The organism is Caulobacter sp. 10L414 (assembly GCF_056395525.1).
Window position 1 is genome coordinate 1 of the sequence record NZ_JBFTJR010000093.1, and the last position, 14567, is coordinate 14567.

The 14567-nt window shown below is 70.5% G+C and carries 18 protein-coding genes; 13 read left to right on the forward strand and 5 right to left on the reverse strand.

Translation table 11 applies throughout. The annotated features are described in order from the left end of the window. The 3 genes from AC1DCG_RS23680 to AC1DCG_RS23690 all read left to right on the forward strand — a co-directional run. A partial coding sequence (locus AC1DCG_RS23680; RefSeq protein WP_477037265.1) for a cation:dicarboxylate symporter family transporter occupies positions 1-183 on the forward strand: 183 nt, incomplete at its 5' end. A 185-nt stretch (positions 184-368) separates the two neighbouring features. Next, positions 369-773, forward strand: a complete 405-nt coding sequence (locus AC1DCG_RS23685) for a DUF6491 family protein (protein WP_109099608.1) — start codon at positions 369-371, stop codon at positions 771-773. A gap of 157 nt (positions 774-930) precedes the next feature. Next, positions 931-1311, forward strand: coding sequence for a YidB family protein (locus AC1DCG_RS23690; protein ID WP_477029349.1), 381 nt, complete (start codon positions 931-933; stop codon positions 1309-1311). Between the two features lie 3 nt (positions 1312-1314). Here the strand turns inward: AC1DCG_RS23690 and AC1DCG_RS23695 are convergent, their stop codons facing one another. From AC1DCG_RS23695 to AC1DCG_RS23705, 3 genes are all read right to left on the reverse strand, one after another. Beyond that, complete coding sequence (locus tag AC1DCG_RS23695) at positions 1315-1980, reverse strand: hypothetical protein (protein ID WP_477029348.1); 666 nt, start codon at positions 1978-1980, stop codon at positions 1315-1317. A 45-nt stretch (positions 1981-2025) separates the two neighbouring features. Beyond that, on the reverse strand, positions 2026-2889 hold the full coding sequence (locus tag AC1DCG_RS23700) for a 2-dehydropantoate 2-reductase (protein WP_477029347.1): 864 nt from the start codon (positions 2887-2889) through the stop codon (positions 2026-2028). Between the two features lie 78 nt (positions 2890-2967). Continuing rightward, a complete protein-coding gene (locus AC1DCG_RS23705; RefSeq protein WP_165261008.1) occupies positions 2968-4005 on the reverse strand; it encodes a ribonucleotide-diphosphate reductase subunit beta in 1038 nt (345 codons plus the stop codon). 133 nt (positions 4006-4138) lie between these two features. Between AC1DCG_RS23705 and AC1DCG_RS23710 the strand changes: the two genes are divergently transcribed. The 4 genes from AC1DCG_RS23710 to AC1DCG_RS23725 all read left to right on the forward strand — a co-directional run bounded on the left by AC1DCG_RS23710 (position 4139) and on the right by AC1DCG_RS23725 (position 7326). Then, the gene (locus AC1DCG_RS23710; RefSeq protein ID WP_477029346.1) at positions 4139-4810 is read left to right on the forward strand and encodes a glutathione S-transferase family protein; all 672 of its coding nucleotides are present in this window, start codon (positions 4139-4141) and stop codon (positions 4808-4810) included. Positions 4811-5082: 272 nt separating this feature from the next. After that, complete coding sequence (locus AC1DCG_RS23715) at positions 5083-6129, forward strand: aspartate-semialdehyde dehydrogenase (RefSeq protein ID WP_477041708.1); 1047 nt, start codon at positions 5083-5085, stop codon at positions 6127-6129. Between the two features lie 112 nt (positions 6130-6241). Then, a complete protein-coding gene (locus tag AC1DCG_RS23720) occupies positions 6242-6850 on the forward strand; it encodes a hypothetical protein (protein WP_477029344.1) in 609 nt (202 codons plus the stop codon). A gap of 62 nt (positions 6851-6912) precedes the next feature. Beyond that, a complete protein-coding gene (locus AC1DCG_RS23725; RefSeq protein ID WP_477029343.1) occupies positions 6913-7326 on the forward strand; it encodes a hypothetical protein in 414 nt (137 codons plus the stop codon). A 7-nt stretch (positions 7327-7333) separates the two neighbouring features. On the opposite strand, the gene AC1DCG_RS23730 is transcribed toward AC1DCG_RS23725, so the two are convergent. Both AC1DCG_RS23730 and AC1DCG_RS23735 read right to left on the reverse strand, forming a co-directional pair. After that, the gene (locus AC1DCG_RS23730; RefSeq protein WP_477029342.1) at positions 7334-7612 is read right to left on the reverse strand and encodes a hypothetical protein; all 279 of its coding nucleotides are present in this window, start codon (positions 7610-7612) and stop codon (positions 7334-7336) included. 44 nt (positions 7613-7656) lie between these two features. Next, positions 7657-8598, reverse strand: a complete 942-nt coding sequence (locus AC1DCG_RS23735) for a LysR family transcriptional regulator (protein WP_477029341.1) — start codon at positions 8596-8598, stop codon at positions 7657-7659. Positions 8599-8697: 99 nt separating this feature from the next. On the opposite strand from AC1DCG_RS23735, the gene AC1DCG_RS23740 reads away from it, so the two are divergent. The 6 genes from AC1DCG_RS23740 to AC1DCG_RS23765 all read left to right on the forward strand — a co-directional run. Further along, positions 8698-9864 carry an MFS transporter gene (locus AC1DCG_RS23740; protein ID WP_477029340.1) on the forward strand — a complete coding sequence of 389 codons (1167 nt, stop codon included), beginning with the start codon at positions 8698-8700 and terminating at the stop codon, positions 9862-9864. 128 nt (positions 9865-9992) lie between these two features. Further along, positions 9993-11027: an aldo/keto reductase gene (locus AC1DCG_RS23745; protein ID WP_477029339.1), complete on the forward strand. Its 1035-nt coding sequence runs from the start codon at positions 9993-9995 to the stop codon at positions 11025-11027. A gap of 226 nt (positions 11028-11253) precedes the next feature. Then, a complete protein-coding gene (locus AC1DCG_RS23750) occupies positions 11254-12021 on the forward strand; it encodes a sulfite exporter TauE/SafE family protein (protein ID WP_165261048.1) in 768 nt (255 codons plus the stop codon). 86 nt (positions 12022-12107) lie between these two features. Then, the gene (gene trhA, locus AC1DCG_RS23755; RefSeq protein ID WP_058350211.1) at positions 12108-12773 is read left to right on the forward strand and encodes a PAQR family membrane homeostasis protein TrhA; all 666 of its coding nucleotides are present in this window, start codon (positions 12108-12110) and stop codon (positions 12771-12773) included. Between the two features lie 3 nt (positions 12774-12776). Beyond that, positions 12777-14036 (forward strand): patatin-like phospholipase family protein, encoded by a 1260-nt coding sequence (locus AC1DCG_RS23760; protein ID WP_477029338.1) that lies wholly within the window; start codon positions 12777-12779, stop codon positions 14034-14036. 95 nt (positions 14037-14131) lie between these two features. Next, positions 14132-14567 (forward strand): copper-binding protein (locus AC1DCG_RS23765; protein ID WP_477041709.1); only part of this gene is annotated, 436 nt, incomplete at its 3' end.

Here is a 14567-nt window from a genome sequence, read left to right on the forward strand (position 1 = left end):
GCCACCCTCACCTACTTCGGCCTGCCCGAGGCCTGGATCGCCCTGGTGCTCGGCGTCGACCACCTGCTCGACATGGGCCGCAGCGCCACCAACGTCGTCGGCAACTCGGTGGCCGCCGCCGTCGTCGCCAAGTGGGAGGGCGAGCTGGAGGACATGCCGGAGGGCGAGGCCGCCAAGGCCTGACGCTCACCTTCCTTACCGGAACGAACAAGGGCGGGGCCTCGCGGTCCCGCCCTTTTCTTTTGCCGCCGCCTCGAACGGAACGACCTAAAACGCCCCTTCAGGTGGTAAAAAAGGGGCGGCTTGACCATTGACTGCGAGGCTTCCAGGCCCAATCTTTCGCGCGAGGGACTGTGAGGATGAACGCAATGGTCAAGTTGAAAACCATCGCCCTGGCCGGTCTGGCCGGCGCGCTTCTCGCGGGCCCGGCCCTGGCGACCGAAGGCGCGGCCGCCGCCGAGAAGGCGCCCCGCCAGTGCTTCCAGCTGTCGGACTGGCAAGGCTGGAGCGCCCCCGACAAGAACACGCTCTACATGAAGGTCCGCAACCGCGACGTCTATCGCGTGGACCTGTCGTGGGGCACCAACTCGCTGACCGCGCCCGGCAGCTACCTCGTCTCGAACGTGCGCGGCATCGACACCGTCTGCCGGCCGCTGGACCTGGACCTGCGCGTCGCCGACGGCACGGGCTTCGCCATGCCGATCCGCGCCAAGGCCATCACCAAGCTGACGCCGGAAGAAGTGGCGGCCATCCCGCGCAAGGACCGTCCGTAGGACGCATCCGGCGCCAGGCCGAACACGTGAAGGGCGCGGATCGAAAGGTCCGCGCCTTTTCCTTATGCCCGCTCGCCAAGCGCGCTGGATCGGGTCTTAATCGCTCCCACGTCGGGCGGGCCCACGGCGGGCCAGCGACGATCGAGCGGAGCGAGACATGAGCCTGCTGGACAATCTGATGGGCGCGCTGGGCGGCCAGGGCGACATCGCCGAAACGGTGAAGAGCCTGGGCGTCACCGGCGGGGTCGGGGGCCTCGTCGACGCCTTCCAGAAGGGCGGCCTTTCCGAAGTCGCCCAGTCGTGGGTGTCGAGCGGCCAGAACCTGCCCGTCTCGCCCGAACAGATCCAGGCCGTGCTCGGCTCGGGCGTCGTCGGCCAGTTCGCCGAGAAGCTGGGCGTCGACCCGCAGACCGCGGCGGCCAAGCTGTCGGAGATCCTGCCGGGCCTGGTCGACAAGCTCACCCCCGGCGGCAAGCTGCCCGACGAGGGCCTGGGCGGCGCGGTCGGCGACCTGCTGGGCGGTTTCCTGAAGAACTGACGGTCAGGGCGCGGGGCGCGCCAGCCGGCGCGCCTCGGCCAGGAAGGGCGTGCGCTCATCGGCCAGGAAGACGTGGGTGATGCGCCCTGGATGCTCGCCGTGGTCGGTCGTCAAAACCACATAGGTCGACTGCAAGCTCATTCGGCGAGCGAACCACCCCCGCATGCATGACGAGACCGGAAAAGGGCCGACCCCTGCGGCATAGATGGGCTCGCTCGCATCCTGCACGATCGGTTCGGGCGGCGGACCATCCATCACCTGGATGAAAGCGACCTCCTCGACCCAGTCCTCGCGTAGTGCGCCCTTGAGGGCCTCGACGACATGGACCCGCACTTTCCCTGGCGAGCAGGCCCCGCGCGCCGCATCGTAACGACGCAGCAGCTCCATCGCCTCGGCTCTCTTGGCCTTCCCCCGTACGCCTTCGATCGGCGGCGGCGGCGGACGGTCGTAGTCGCAGGGCATCGGCTCGGAACCGCCCTCCAGCGGCCCGGCCGCGTCGACGGTAACGAGATAGACGCCATCCGCCCGCGCGAACCACTCGCCGAAGAACGCCGGCCAAGCCCGATCGAGCGGCAGGGCCGACGATCTAAGGACCTGCGTGCAGGCCGACACCTGGGCCAGGGGTTGCAAGGCCAGTATGGCGACGACGACGGCGGCGAGGATCCTCATGCCGCCATCCCACCGCGAACCCGGCCGAACGGCAAGGCTTGTTCGCTACGCCCCCGCCGCCTCCAGCAGCGCCACGACCATGGCGTTGACCGGCGTGGCGATCCCGTGGGCGGCGCCCTGGCGGACGATGACGCCGTTGCGGGCGTCGATCTCCATCGGCCGCCCGGCCAGGCGGTCGGCGTGCAGCGAGTTGATCCCGTCGGCGGGCCCGGCGCGATAGCCGGCCACCACCTGCTGCGGCAGGTCGTCCGCAAGGTCCGCCCCCTGCGCCCGGCCGACGGCGACGCATTCGGCCACCAAGTCACGCATGATCGCGGCGATGTCGTCGCGGTGGGCGATGCCGGAGGGCTTCAGGGTCAGGGCGTTGACCGCCCCGGCGCAGTTGAGGGCCAGCTTGCTCCAGGCGACGGTGGCGAAGCCGTCGGTGGTCGCCACGTCGATCGGCGTATGGGCGAAGAGGTCGACGAACGCCCGCCCCGCCTGCCCGGCCGGAACCTTAATCCAGCCCATCCGCCGCTGGCGGATGACGCCCGGCGCCGTGCGCTCGGCCGGGATGTCGACCACCGCGGGCGTGATGCGGTCGGCCGGCAGCCAGGGCGTGAAGCGCTCGACGTGCTCGACGCCGTTCTGCAGCACGGCCACGCGGGTTTGCGGCCCGACCAGCCCCGCCAGCCAGGCCGCGGCGCCGGCGGCGTCATAGGTCTTGGTCGTGACCAGCACCCAGTCGACGGGCGCGGCGGCGGCCGGGTCGGTCAGCACGGTCGGGTCGGCGACGAGCGGCCCCTCGGGCGTCTCGACCTGCAGCCGGTCGAAGGCGGTGCGGGCGCACAGCGTCACCTCGTGGGCCTGCGAGAGCCAGGCCGCCAGGGTTCCGCCGACCGCGCCGGGACCGATCACCGCGATGCGCATGGAATGCTTCCCCCAAACGAAAAACGCCGCCGGGACTTACCCGGCGGCGTTCGTGTCGTCACGACGATTTGGCGAGGCTCAGTGCTCGGCCGGAACGTCGGTGCGCTTTTGCAGCATGGCCTCGAAGCTGGACCACACGCCCTCGGCGCCGTGCCACTGGCCCTTGGTCGCGGCCTTCGAATATTCGGTGGCGCGCGCCTCGAAGAAGTTGGCGTGCTCGACGCCCGACAGCAGGGCCTGCAGCCACGGCAGCGGGTTTTCCCGCACGCCGTAGACTTCCGGCAGGTCCAGTTGGCGCAGGCGCCAGTCGGCGACGAAGCGGATGTACTTCTTGATGTCGTCCGGGGTCATGCCCTGGATGTCGCCGGCCTCGAAGGCCAGGTCGATGAAGTTATCCTCCATGCCGACCACGGTCTTGCAGCAGTCGACGATGTCGTCGGCCACGGCCTTGGTCACCGCGCCCGTCTCCTTGTTGAAGGCGTGGTACAGCTTGATGATGCCGTCGCAGTGCAGGCTCTCGTCGCGGATCGACCACGAGACGATCTGGCCCATGCCCTTCATCTTGTTGAAGCGCGGGAAGTTCATCAGCATCGCGAAGCTGGCGAACAACTGCAGGCCTTCGGTGAAGCCGCCGAACATGGCCAGCGTGCGGCAGATGTCGGCGTGGCTGTCGACGCCGAAGGTCTGCATGTAGTCGTGCTTGGCCTTCATGGCCTCGTATTCCATGAACGCCGAGAACTCGGTCTCGGGCATGCCGATGGTCTCGAGGAGGAGGGCGTAGGCCGCGATATGGATCGTCTCCATGTTCGCGAACGAGGCCAGCATCATCTTCACTTCGGTCGGTTTGAACACCCGACCGTAGCGCTCCATGTAGTTGTCCTGCACCTCGACGTCGGACTGGGTGAAGAAGCGGAAGATCTGCGTCAGCAGATTGCGCTCCTTGTCGTTCAGCTTGACGGCCCAGTCCTTGAGGTCCTCGCCCAGCGGCACCTCTTCGGGCATCCAGTGGACCTGCTGCTGCTTCTTCCAGAAGTCATAGGCCCACGGATAGCGGAAGGGCTTGTAACCGCCGGAGGGGATCATGAGGCCGGGCGTGGTGATCAACGGGGCGGACATGGGCGGTCTCCAGAGCGGTCGGACACGAATCGGTCGGGCGGGTAGTCTCTTCGTAGCCTAGGGCGACACGCCCCATCTAGTGGTCAAATTGACCCATGGCACAACATGTTGTGGGCAGAATGGGTAACCAAAGATGAACAGCGATTACACCGTCTATGGCGCGCTCGGCTCCGGCTCGGTCCCTGTCGAAGCGACTTTGACCCTATTGGGGCAGCCCTACAAGGTGGTCGAGGCGCCCACCTGGGAGGGCCAGGCGCAGCAGGCCAAGGTCGCCCCCGTCAATCCGATGAAGCAGATCCCGGCGCTTGTCACGCCCCAAGGCGAGACGATCACCGAGAGCGCGGCGATCCTGATCTGGCTGGCCGACAACCACCCCGAAGCCGGGCTGGCCCCGGCCATCGGCGATCCGCGCCGGGGCCAGTTCCTGCGCTGGATGACCTTCATCCCGGCCTCGATCTATTCGCTGTTCTGGGTGCGCGACGATCCCTCGCGCCTGGCCGGTCCCGATCCGGAAGCGCAAGGCAGGGTCAAGGCCGCCACCGCCGACCGCATCGCCGACTGCTGGGCGATGATGGACGCCCAGGTCGAGCCCCGCGCCTACATCCTGGGCGACGAACTGACCGTGCTCGACCTCTATGTGGCCGTGGTCAGCCGCTGGGGCTCGCGCCGCGTGCGGTTCTACGAGCGCGCGCCGAAGATGGCCGACGTGGTGCGCCGCGTGGACGCCGACCCGCGCCTGGCCGGGTTCTGGGAAAAGCGCTTCCCGTTCGTCGACGGCTGGGAAAGCAAGGGGGCCAGCGGCTGAGCGAACCTCCCCCTCTGGGGGAGGTTCCTGATGAGAGCCGCCCGAAGACGGCAGCCCGCTTTACGCCGCCCCGCTTCACCGCTATTAGCCCCGCTCGATGCAATTGGCCGCGACCAAAATTATTACCCGCAAAACGACCCGCTTCGGCGGGGCGGCGGGCATGCGCGCGATCTAAGCGGCATCCTCAGACCAGCCCCGCACTGCGCGGGGCGGCTCTCAATCCACGAGACCTCAAGGCTCCCCGCGCTCCACATCACCAGGAGACGCTACCCATGAGCCGCAAGTTTTCCCGTTCGAACCCGCCCGCCGTCGGCGTCGTCGGCGCCACCGGCCTGGTCGGCGGCATGATGCTGAGGCTGCTGGCCGAGCGGGACTTTCCGCTGTCGGCCTTGCGGGTCTTCGCCTCGGCCCGCTCGGCCGGCCAGACCCTGGCCTGGAAGGACGGTTCGGTGGTCGTCGAGGACGCCGCCAGCGCCGACTTCKCCGGTCTCGACATCGTGTTCTTCTCGGCCGGCGGCGGCACGTCGCGCGAGCTGGCCCCCAAGGCCGCGGCGGCCGGCGCGATCGTCATCGACAACTCGTCGGCCTGGCGCAGCGACCCGGAGGTTCCGCTGGTGGTGGCCGAAGTGAACCCCGAGGCCCTGGACGACAATCCCAAGGGCATCGTCGCCAACCCCAACTGCACCACCATGGCCGCCATGCCGGTGCTCAAGCCCCTGCACGACCACGCCGGGCTCAAGCGCCTGACGGTCAGCACCTACCAGGCCGCCTCGGGCGGCGGGGTCGAGGGCATCCAGGTGCTGTCCGAGCAGCTGCGCGCGGGCGCTGAAGGCGATCTCGACGGCCTGGCCATGAGCCCCGAGGCCGCCCCGCTGCCGGAACCGAAGAAGTGGGCCGTGCCGCTGGCCTATAACGTCGTGCCGCTGAACTACGTGCTGGGCGAGGACGGCTACACCGAGGAAGAGCTGAAGCTGCGCGACGAAAGCCGCAAGATCCTGGGCCTGCCGAACCTGCCGGTCAGCGGCACCTGCGTGCGCGTGCCGGTGTTCTCGGGCCACGCCCTCTCGATCAACGCCGAGTTCGATCGCCCGATCTCGGTGGACGAAGCCCTGGCCCTGCTGGCCAAGGCGCCCGGCGTGGTGATCGACGATGTGCCGAACCCCTTGGCCGCCACCGGCCAGGATCCGGTGTTCGTCGGCCGCGTGCGCCCCGACCCGACGGTCGAGCACGGCCTAGCCCTCTTCGTCRTCGGCGACAACCTGCGCAAGGGCGCGGCGCTGAACGCCGTGCAGGTGGCCGAGGTGCTGGTCGGGGCCTAAGGGTCCGATGCGCGGCCGGGGCCTTGCGCCCCGGCTGCGACAGCATGCCACGCAGCCTGGACGTCAGCATTCACACCCTCTTCATGGCGCGAGCGCGAAGGCTGGCGGCGAGATGAAGATAGCCCAGCCCTACGCCACAGAAGCCGCAGCCAGCGGGTCGGCCGTCGCCTATCCCGGCGGCGCGGCCGGCGCGGCGACGGCGCTGAACGACACCGCCGGCGCGGTCGGGCTGGACCAGAAGCTGTCGGCCTATCACGCCCTGTCCAGTCGCTGGGCCGGGGCCGGCCACGCCGAGCGCGCCAGCCTCGCCCCCGCCCTCAACGACTCGCCGTTCGCCAAGACGGTGCAGTCGGCGCTCAACACCTTCACCAAGGCCGCCTGGGCGGGATCGGACGCCGCACCGCCGGCGCCGCAGGCCCAGGCGCTGAAGGCCTTCGACGGGCTTTCGCAAACCGACCAGACCATCGTCGCCTCGCTGCAGGTCGGCGTTCCCGGCGCACGGGGACCGGCCACCGTCGGCGACTACCGCGCCCGCCTGCAGTCGGATCTCGACGCCGCCCAGCCGGCCGCGTCGGCCCCGCGCGACACCGTCACCCTGTCGCCCGAGGCCCAGGCCCGCCTGGCCGGCGCCGCCGCGCCGCAGGCGCCCGCCGCGCCGGTGGTCGAAGCCGCGCCCCAGATGGCCGCCGCCCTCAGCGCCTACGGCAAGGCGGCCGGGTAGGCGACCATTGACGGCCAACTTGGCCGGCCATGTTATGCGCGCCCCTCAAGCGAAGCTCGCCCATGCCGATCCAACTTGTCTGCCGCGCCTGCCGCCGCCCCCTGACCGCCCCTCTGTGCTGGACCGATGAGACCAACCACGTCGTCGGCCAGGACCGCGAGCCGAGCGTGCCGGCCGGTCTAGCGGTTCGTTTGAGCAACGAGTCCGCCAGTTCGATCCACGGCCCCGACGGCCAGATCGTCGGCGTCCACGTCTTCTCTCCCGCCGGGGCCATAGCCACCCACCCCGACGACGTTCCGCCCGAGGCGCTGCGCTCTACGGGCGTCGACAATGGTTGCTGCGGCTCCGACGGTTCTGACGGTCCGAACCGGGCCTGCCTCTGCGGCGCGGTGGTCGGCACCGAATGGAGCGACTGCTGGACCCAAGCTGAACTGCGCTTCCACCCCGACGCCGTCGAGGCCGTTCCCGCCGATTGACCGGCGCCTAGACGTCCGAAGCCGCCTCGATCACCTGCAGGGCCCGGGTGATCTCGCCCAGCGCCCCGTCTGGCGCCGCCACGGGATCGTAGGCGAGGTCGTTGTACAGATCGAACAGCAGGTCCCCAACCGTCCCCTCGTCCGCATCCCCGATCAGAGCCTGGAGCGCGAAAATCTGCCGCTTGGTCGGCGCCACGCCCGCGCCCACCAGATCACGCAGGGCCTGGACGATCTCGGGGGTGGCCGCGGCATGCGCTGGAGCAGGGATCTTCGTCGGCGCCTTCATGCTGTGACCCTAGCGTTGACGGCGGCCTCCCGCCAGTCCCCTGCCTAGCTTCCGAACTGCGCCAGCGCCGCCGGTTCGCTGCGCCCCACGCTCATCGCTGCCGCCAACCAGTCGATAAACACCCGCACCCGCGCGGGCAGCTGGCCGCCGTGGCCGACATAGACGGCGTGGATCTGCTCGATGTCGCCGGGATTGAAGGCCTCCAGCACCGGAGCCAGCCGGCCGGCGGCGATGTCGGGGCCGACATGGATCACCGACAGCCGGGCGATCCCCTGTCCGGCCAGGGCCAGGGCGCGGGCGCTCTCGCCATCGCCCACCTCGGCCCGGCCGTGAACCGGGCGGAAGACGCCCTCGCCCTCGATCAGGAACGGCCAGGAGTCGCAGTGGCGGGCGAAGTTGAAGGTGACCAGCTCGTGGCGCGGCAGGTCGTCGGGGTGCTCCGGCGCGCCGGTCCGCGCCAGATAGCCGGGCGAGGCGACCAGCACCATGCGGCTCTGCGCGATCTTGCGGGCCATCAGCTGCGAGGCCCGCATCGGCCCCACCCGGATCGCAACGTCGGCCCGTTCGTCCATCAGGTCGATCACCTGGTCGGTGACGGTGATGTCGAGCTGGATCTCCGGATGCTCGGCCAGGAACCGGGGCGCCAGCGGCAGCAGGTAGTGCTGGCCGAACGGCACGCTGGCGTTGACCCGGACCCGGCCGCGCGGGGCGGCGCTGGCGGCCACGGCGCGCTCGGCCTCGTCCAGGTCGGCCAGCACGCGCAGCGAACGCTCGTGGAAGGTCTGGCCCTCGGCAGTCAGGATCAGCTTGCGGGTCGAGCGGTTGACCAGCCGCGCGCCAAGCCGCGCCTCCAGCCGGGCCACCAGCTTGCTGACCGCCGACGGGGTCATGCGAAGCGAGCGGGCCGCAGCCGAGAAGCCGCCCTGCTCGACGACGCGGGCGAAGACCTCCATCTCGGCCGTGCGATTGATTTCCTGCCGCGCCATCGTGCCTTCACGTCACAAGTGATAGTCTTGCCAGCAATCTAATTCATCGAAGACACCAGCGCTATCTGACGGCTCGAACAATCATCGGAGCCGGCAGCCATGCCTCTCGCCCTCTACGCCCTGACCGTCGGCGCCTTCGGGATCGGCGTCACCGAATTCGTCATCATGGGCCTGCTGATGCAGGTCTCCGCCGATCTCGGCGTCTCGATCCCCACGGCCGGCTGGCTGATGACCGGCTACGCGCTGGGCGTCTTCGTCGGCGCGCCGATCCTGACCCTGGCCACGCGCCGCCTGCCGCCCAAGACCACCCTGCTGGCCCTGATGGCCATCTTCACCCTGGGCAACCTGGTCGCCGCCCTGGCCCCCAACTTCGCCATACTGATGGGCGCGCGGATCATCACCGCCCTGGCCCACGGCACCTTCTTCGGCGTCGGCTCCCTGGTCGCCGTCTCGCTCGTCGCGCCCGAGCGCAAGGCCTCGGCGATCGCCATCATGTTCACCGGCCTGACGCTGGCCACCCTGCTGGGCGTGCCGTTCGGCGCCTGGCTGGGCCTGGCCTTCGGCTGGCGCTCGACCTTCTGGGCCGTGACCGCGATCGGCGCCGTCGCCTTGGTCGTGCTGGCCCTCCTGGTGCCCAAGGGCGAGAAGGCCGCCGCGCCCGCCGCCCTGAAGGAGGAGTTCGCCGTGCTGGCCCGTCCGCAGGTGCAGCTGGGCCTGGCCATGACCGTGCTGGGCTTTGGCGGGGTGTTCGCCGTCTTCACCTACATCCAACCGATCCTGACCGAGCTGGCCGGCTTCTCGAAGGCCGCCGTCTCGCCGATCCTGCTGGTGTTCGGCGCGGGCCTGGTGGCCGGCAACCTGGTGGGCGGACGCTGGGCCGACAAGGCCCTGAACACGGCGCTGGCCGGCAGCATCGCCATCCTGACCGTGGTCATGCTGGCCGCCGGCTGGGCCTTCCACGACAAGGTCGGCGCGGTCCTGGCCGCCTTCCTGCTGGGCGCGGCGGCCTTCGCCACCGTCGCGCCGCTGCAGATGCGGGTGCTGAGCCAGGCCGGCGGCGCGGGCCAGGGCCTGGCCTCCAGCCTGAACATCGCCGCCTTCAACCTCGGCAACGCCATCGGCGCGGCCCTGGGCGGCGCGGTGATCGCCCACGGCCTAGGCCTTTCGGCCATCGCCCCGATCGCGGCCCTGGTGCCCCTGGCGGCGCTGGTCCTGGCCGGGATCAGCCTGGGCCTCGAGCGCAAGACCCGGCTGGCGACGGCCTGACCAACACCGGAAGGGGGCGCCACGGCTCCCCCTCCCGGTCGATCCAAAGCGGCAAGATGCCCGGGGGCGGCCCGGCCCATCCTGCGAAGCGACCAAGCCCTCCGCCCCTCCCCTTCAGGAGACACGCCATGGAATACCGCAGCCTCGGCCGGTCCGGCCTCAAGGGTCCCGCATTGAGCTTCGGCGCCGGCACGTTCGGCGGCCAGGGTCCGCTGTTCAGCGCCTGGGGCGACACCCGGGTCGAGGAAGCCCGCCGCCTGATCGACATCTGCCTGGAGGCCGGCGTCACCCTGTTCGACACCGCCGACGTCTACTCGAACGGCGCGTCGGAGGAGATCCTCGGCGAAGCCCTGGTCGGTCGTCGCGACGAGGCGCTGATCTCCACCAAGCTGGGCCTGCCGATGGGCGAGGGCCCGCTGGACGCCGGCGCCTCGCGCCTGCGGCTGGTGCGCGGGGTCGAGGCGGCGCTGAAGCGGCTGAAGACCGACCGCATCGACCTGCTGCAGCTGCACGCCTTCGACGGGACCACGCCGGTCGAGGAGACCCTGGCCGCCCTCGACGACCTCGTGCGCGCCGGCAAGGTGCTCTATGTCGGCGCCTCCAACTTCGCCGGCTGGGAGCTGATGAAGTCGCTGGCCGTCGCCGACCGCCACGGCTGGCCGCGCTACGTCGCCCACCAGGCCTACTACTCGCTGGCCGGGCGCGACTATGAGTGGGAGCTGATGCCGCTGGCCGCCGACCAGGGCGTCGGGGCCATGGTCTGGAGCCCGCTGGGCTGGGGCCGCCTGACGGGCAAGATCCGCCGCGGCCAGCCGCTGCCGGAAACCAGCCGCCTGCACCAGACCGCCGACGCCGGCCCGCCGGTCGACGACGAGCGCCTCTACCGCATCGTCGACGCCCTGGACGCCATCGCCGCCGAGACCGGCAAGACCGTGCCGCAGATCTCCATCAACTGGCTGCTGGCCCGCCCCACGGTCTCCAGCGTGATCATCGGCGCCCGCACCGAGGAGCAGCTGCGCCAGAACCTGGGCGCCGTCGGCTGGAGCCTTACCCCTGAGCAAGTCGCCGCCCTGGACGCCGCCAGCGCGGTCACCCCGGCCTATCCCTACTACCCCTACTGGCGCGAAGGCGGCTTCAGGCAGGTGAACCCGCCGCTGGTGTGAGCGCTTCACCCATCATACTTCCGTTGTCATCCCGGCCGTAGCGAAGCGGAGCGCCGGGACCTCCCACGCTGGCCACATCTGAAACGTGGGAGATCCCGGCTCCACGGACCGCTGACGCGGTCCTTCGACCGGGATGACACGCTTCTCGCGTGCTCAAGAAGGCGCCCGGCGCATGGCCGGGCGGCGCCCCATGGTCCGCCCGCCCCTCCCCTGCTAACACCCCGCCATGCTCACCGACCCCTTCTTCTACGCCGTCGCCATTCCCGCCGTGATCCTGGTGGGCCTGGCCAAGGGCGGGTTCGCGGGGATCGGAGTCGTGGCCACGCCCTTGATGGCCCTGGCGGTCGGACCAGTGAAGGCCGCCGCGATCCTGCTGCCGCTCTTGATCGTGCAGGACGTCGTCGGGGTCTGGGCCTATCGCAAGACCTGGGACAAGGGCTTGCTGATCCTGATGACCCCGCCGGCGGCCTTCGGCATCTTCCTGGGCTGGGCGCTGGCGGCGCTGGTCTCGTCGGCGGCGGTGGAGCTGGCGGTGGGCCTCGTCTCCATCCTGTTCGCCGCCCAGCGGCTGTGGGCCGAGCGGGCGGTCAAGGCCGCCGCCGCCATCGAGACCGGCCCGGCCCGCCCGTGGCTGGGCGTGCTGTGCGGCATGGCCTCGGGCTTCACCAGCCAGATCGCCCACGCCGGCGGCCCGCCCTTCCAGATCTACGTGCTGCCCCGCCGCCTGCCGCGCGACGTGTTCGTCGGCACCAGCGCCATCTTCTTCGCCGTGGTCAACTGGATGAAGCTGCCGGCCTACATCGCCCTGGGCCAGTTCACGCCGCAGGTGCTGGCCACGGTGGCCGTGCTGCTGCCGGTGGCGATCGCCTCGACCTGGGCCGGCGTGCTGCTGGTGCGCAAGGTGCCGGCCGAGGGCTTCTACAAGGTGATCTACGTGCTTCTGATCCTCGTCGGAACCAAGCTGGCCTGGGACGGCTTCTTCGGACTGGCATGACGATTGGTCACGCTTGCGCGCCGCCCTTTCGGCGCCATGATGATCGACGTTTATACGTCACCGATTTTGAGTAGGCTGGGCGGGCCATGACGATCTCAGACTTCACCAAGCACTACCCGACGACGGGCGCCAAGCTGGCCGACCTGATCGTGCACCTGGCCGGCCTGGCCTGCGCCCTGCTGGGCGGCGGCATCCTGCTGGGCCTGGCCTTCGGCCTGGGCTCGCTGGGCCAGATGGCCGCCATCGGGGTCTACACCATCGGCCTGGTGACCATGCTGTCGCTGTCGACCGCCTACAACTTCTCCAAGGCCCGCTGGCAGCCGCTGCTGCGCCGCTTCGACCACGCCGGCATCTTCATCATGATCGCCGCCTCCTACACCCCCTTCACTACCCAGAACCTCGAGGGCTGGTGGGCGATCGGCATGACCACGGCGGTGTGGAGCGTCGCGGCCCTGGGCGTGGCGGCCAAGCTGTTCCTGCCGGGCCTGGACAAGCGTTTCTGGGTCGGCCTCTACATGGCCATGGGCTGGCTGGTGCTGGTCGCCATCAAGCCGATGATCGAGGGCCTGTCGTGGGTGGCGCTGCTGCTGCTGGCCATCGGTGGCCTCGTCTACTCCACCGGCACCGTCTTCTACCTGATGCGCCGGCTGAAGTTCCGCCGCGCCATCTGGCACGGCCACGTGATCGGCGGGGCCGGCCTGCACTACGCGGCCGTGCTGGTCGGGGTCGTCCTGGCCGGCGCCCGGGCCTAGGCCATGGAGCGCGGAGGGGACCGCGGGGGCGACAACAAGATCACGATCCAGGGCTTCTTCCGCGACTGGAAGGGCCCCGATCCCCTGCGCGGCAAGCGCCTGCCCGCGCCGCCGGCCGACGCCCACGACGTCGAGGCGGTCGACTTCCCCGGCGTGCGCCTGTCGATCGAGCAGGCCGAGGACGCGCTGAAGGCCGCGGCCGACCGGCTGGCGCCGGTGCGCTCGCTGATCGGCCTCGACGAATTCAACATCCTGGCCCTGTCGGGCGGCGCAGCGGGCGGAGCCTATGGCGCCGGCGTGCTGACGGGCCTGACCAAGGCCGGCCGGCGGCCCGACTTCGCCATCGTCACCGGCGTCTCGACCGGCGCGCTGATCGCCCCCCTGGCCTTCCTCGGCCCGGCCTGGGACGACCGCCTGACCGAGGCCTATCTGGGCGGTCACGCCGCCGAACTGCTCAGCCTGCGCCGCCTGGCGCCCGCGCTGGGCCCCAGCATCTTCAAGGGCGAAAGCCTGGACGCCCTGGTCGAGCCCTTCGTCGACGAGACGATGATCGACGCCGTGGCGGCCGAGCACGCCAAGGGCCGACGGCTGCTGATCGCCACCACCAATCTCGACAACCAGCGGGCCTCGATCTGGGACATGGGCGCGATCGCCAGCCGGGGCGGCCCCCAGGCGGTGAAGCTGTTCCGCGAGGTGCTGGTGGCCTCGGCCACGGTGCCGGGCCTGTTCCCGCCCAAGATGATCGACGTCGTCGCCGACGGCGAGCGGCGCCAGGAGATGCACGTCGACGGCGGCGTGGCCGCGCCGCTGTTCCTGATGCCCGACGCCCTGCTGCACTGGCGCAATCTGGGCCAGCGCCTGCGCCGCGGACGGGTCTATGTCATCGTCAACACGGTGCTGGACCCCTCGCCGCGCTCGACCCCGCCGGGCGTGGCCTCGATCATGGGCCGCAGCTTCGAGACCATGCTGCGCTTTTCCTATCGCCAGGCCCTGAGCCTGGCCGAGGGCTTCTGCACGCGCCACAACCTGCCGCTCAGCGTGGCCTCGATCCCCGGCGACTTCGACGGCATCAACATGCTGCGGTTCGAGACGCCGACCATGCGCAAGATCTACGACGCGGCCGAACGGCTGGCGATGGAAGACAAGATCTGGGCCAGCCCCGCGCTGGAGCCGACCGGCTGGCGGGGCCTGTTCAAGCGGGCGGGAGGCCGGCCCAAGGCCGAGCCGGGCGCGAGCAGCCTGGATCCGGCCGCCGACGCTTAAACACCGCCCGTCGTTTCAGGACCGAAATCGAGCGCAGTCATCGCGCAGCACTGCGCCGCTAGGCATGGCGGATCCCAGCCACGCTCGATCCGGTCATGCGCAAGATCATCCTTCCCGCCCTCGCCTTCGCCCTCCTGGCCGTGACGGCCCACGCCCAGCCGCCCGGCGGCGGTCGGGGCCCTGGCGGCGGCGGCCCGCCTCCCGGCGGCGCGGGCGGTCCGGGCGGAGGCCCCGGGGGCGGCAAGCAGGCCGATCTCGACAAGGTGGTGGTCGTCGGCGTCGTGCGGGCGATCGATCCCGCGACCGAACGGGTGACCATCGCCTACCAGGCCAACGAGGCGCTGAACTGGCCGGCGGGGGCCATGCCGTTCGCCATGGCCAAGCCCGGCATGCTGGGCGGCGTCGCGGTCGGCCAGACGGTGCGCTTCACCCTGTCGAACCATCGCATCGCCGCCTTCCTGCCGGAGGGCGGCCCAGGCGCCCCGGCGGGTCCGGAAGGCCCTGGCGCGCCTCCGCCGCCCGGCGGCGGGC

Excerpts from the sequence above, each read along its gene's own strand:
- AC1DCG_RS23710 (WP_477029346.1), top strand. The coding sequence starts at position 4,139 with ATGAACAGCGATTACACCGTCTATGGCGCGCTCGGCTCCGGCTCGGTC.
- AC1DCG_RS23685 (WP_109099608.1), top strand. The coding sequence starts at position 369 with ATGGTCAAGTTGAAAACCATCGCCCTGGCCGGTCTGGCCGGCGCGCTT.
- AC1DCG_RS23760 (WP_477029338.1), top strand. The coding sequence starts at position 12,777 with ATGGAGCGCGGAGGGGACCGCGGGGGCGACAACAAGATCACGATCCAG.
- AC1DCG_RS23725 (WP_477029343.1), top strand. The coding sequence starts at position 6,913 with ATGCCGATCCAACTTGTCTGCCGCGCCTGCCGCCGCCCCCTGACCGCC.
- AC1DCG_RS23690 (WP_477029349.1), top strand. The coding sequence starts at position 931 with ATGAGCCTGCTGGACAATCTGATGGGCGCGCTGGGCGGCCAGGGCGAC.
- AC1DCG_RS23695 (WP_477029348.1), bottom strand. The coding sequence starts at position 1,980 with ATGAGGATCCTCGCCGCCGTCGTCGTCGCCATACTGGCCTTGCAACCC.
- AC1DCG_RS23720 (WP_477029344.1), top strand. The coding sequence starts at position 6,242 with ATGAAGATAGCCCAGCCCTACGCCACAGAAGCCGCAGCCAGCGGGTCG.
- AC1DCG_RS23740 (WP_477029340.1), top strand. The coding sequence starts at position 8,698 with ATGCCTCTCGCCCTCTACGCCCTGACCGTCGGCGCCTTCGGGATCGGC.
- AC1DCG_RS23750 (WP_165261048.1), top strand. The coding sequence starts at position 11,254 with ATGCTCACCGACCCCTTCTTCTACGCCGTCGCCATTCCCGCCGTGATC.
- AC1DCG_RS23700 (WP_477029347.1), bottom strand. The coding sequence starts at position 2,889 with ATGCGCATCGCGGTGATCGGTCCCGGCGCGGTCGGCGGAACCCTGGCG.
- AC1DCG_RS23735 (WP_477029341.1), bottom strand. The coding sequence starts at position 8,598 with ATGGCGCGGCAGGAAATCAATCGCACGGCCGAGATGGAGGTCTTCGCC.
- AC1DCG_RS23705 (WP_165261008.1), bottom strand. The coding sequence starts at position 4,005 with ATGTCCGCCCCGTTGATCACCACGCCCGGCCTCATGATCCCCTCCGGC.
- AC1DCG_RS23745 (WP_477029339.1), top strand. The coding sequence starts at position 9,993 with ATGGAATACCGCAGCCTCGGCCGGTCCGGCCTCAAGGGTCCCGCATTG.
- AC1DCG_RS23730 (WP_477029342.1), bottom strand. The coding sequence starts at position 7,612 with ATGAAGGCGCCGACGAAGATCCCTGCTCCAGCGCATGCCGCGGCCACC.
- trhA (WP_058350211.1), top strand. The coding sequence starts at position 12,108 with ATGACGATCTCAGACTTCACCAAGCACTACCCGACGACGGGCGCCAAG.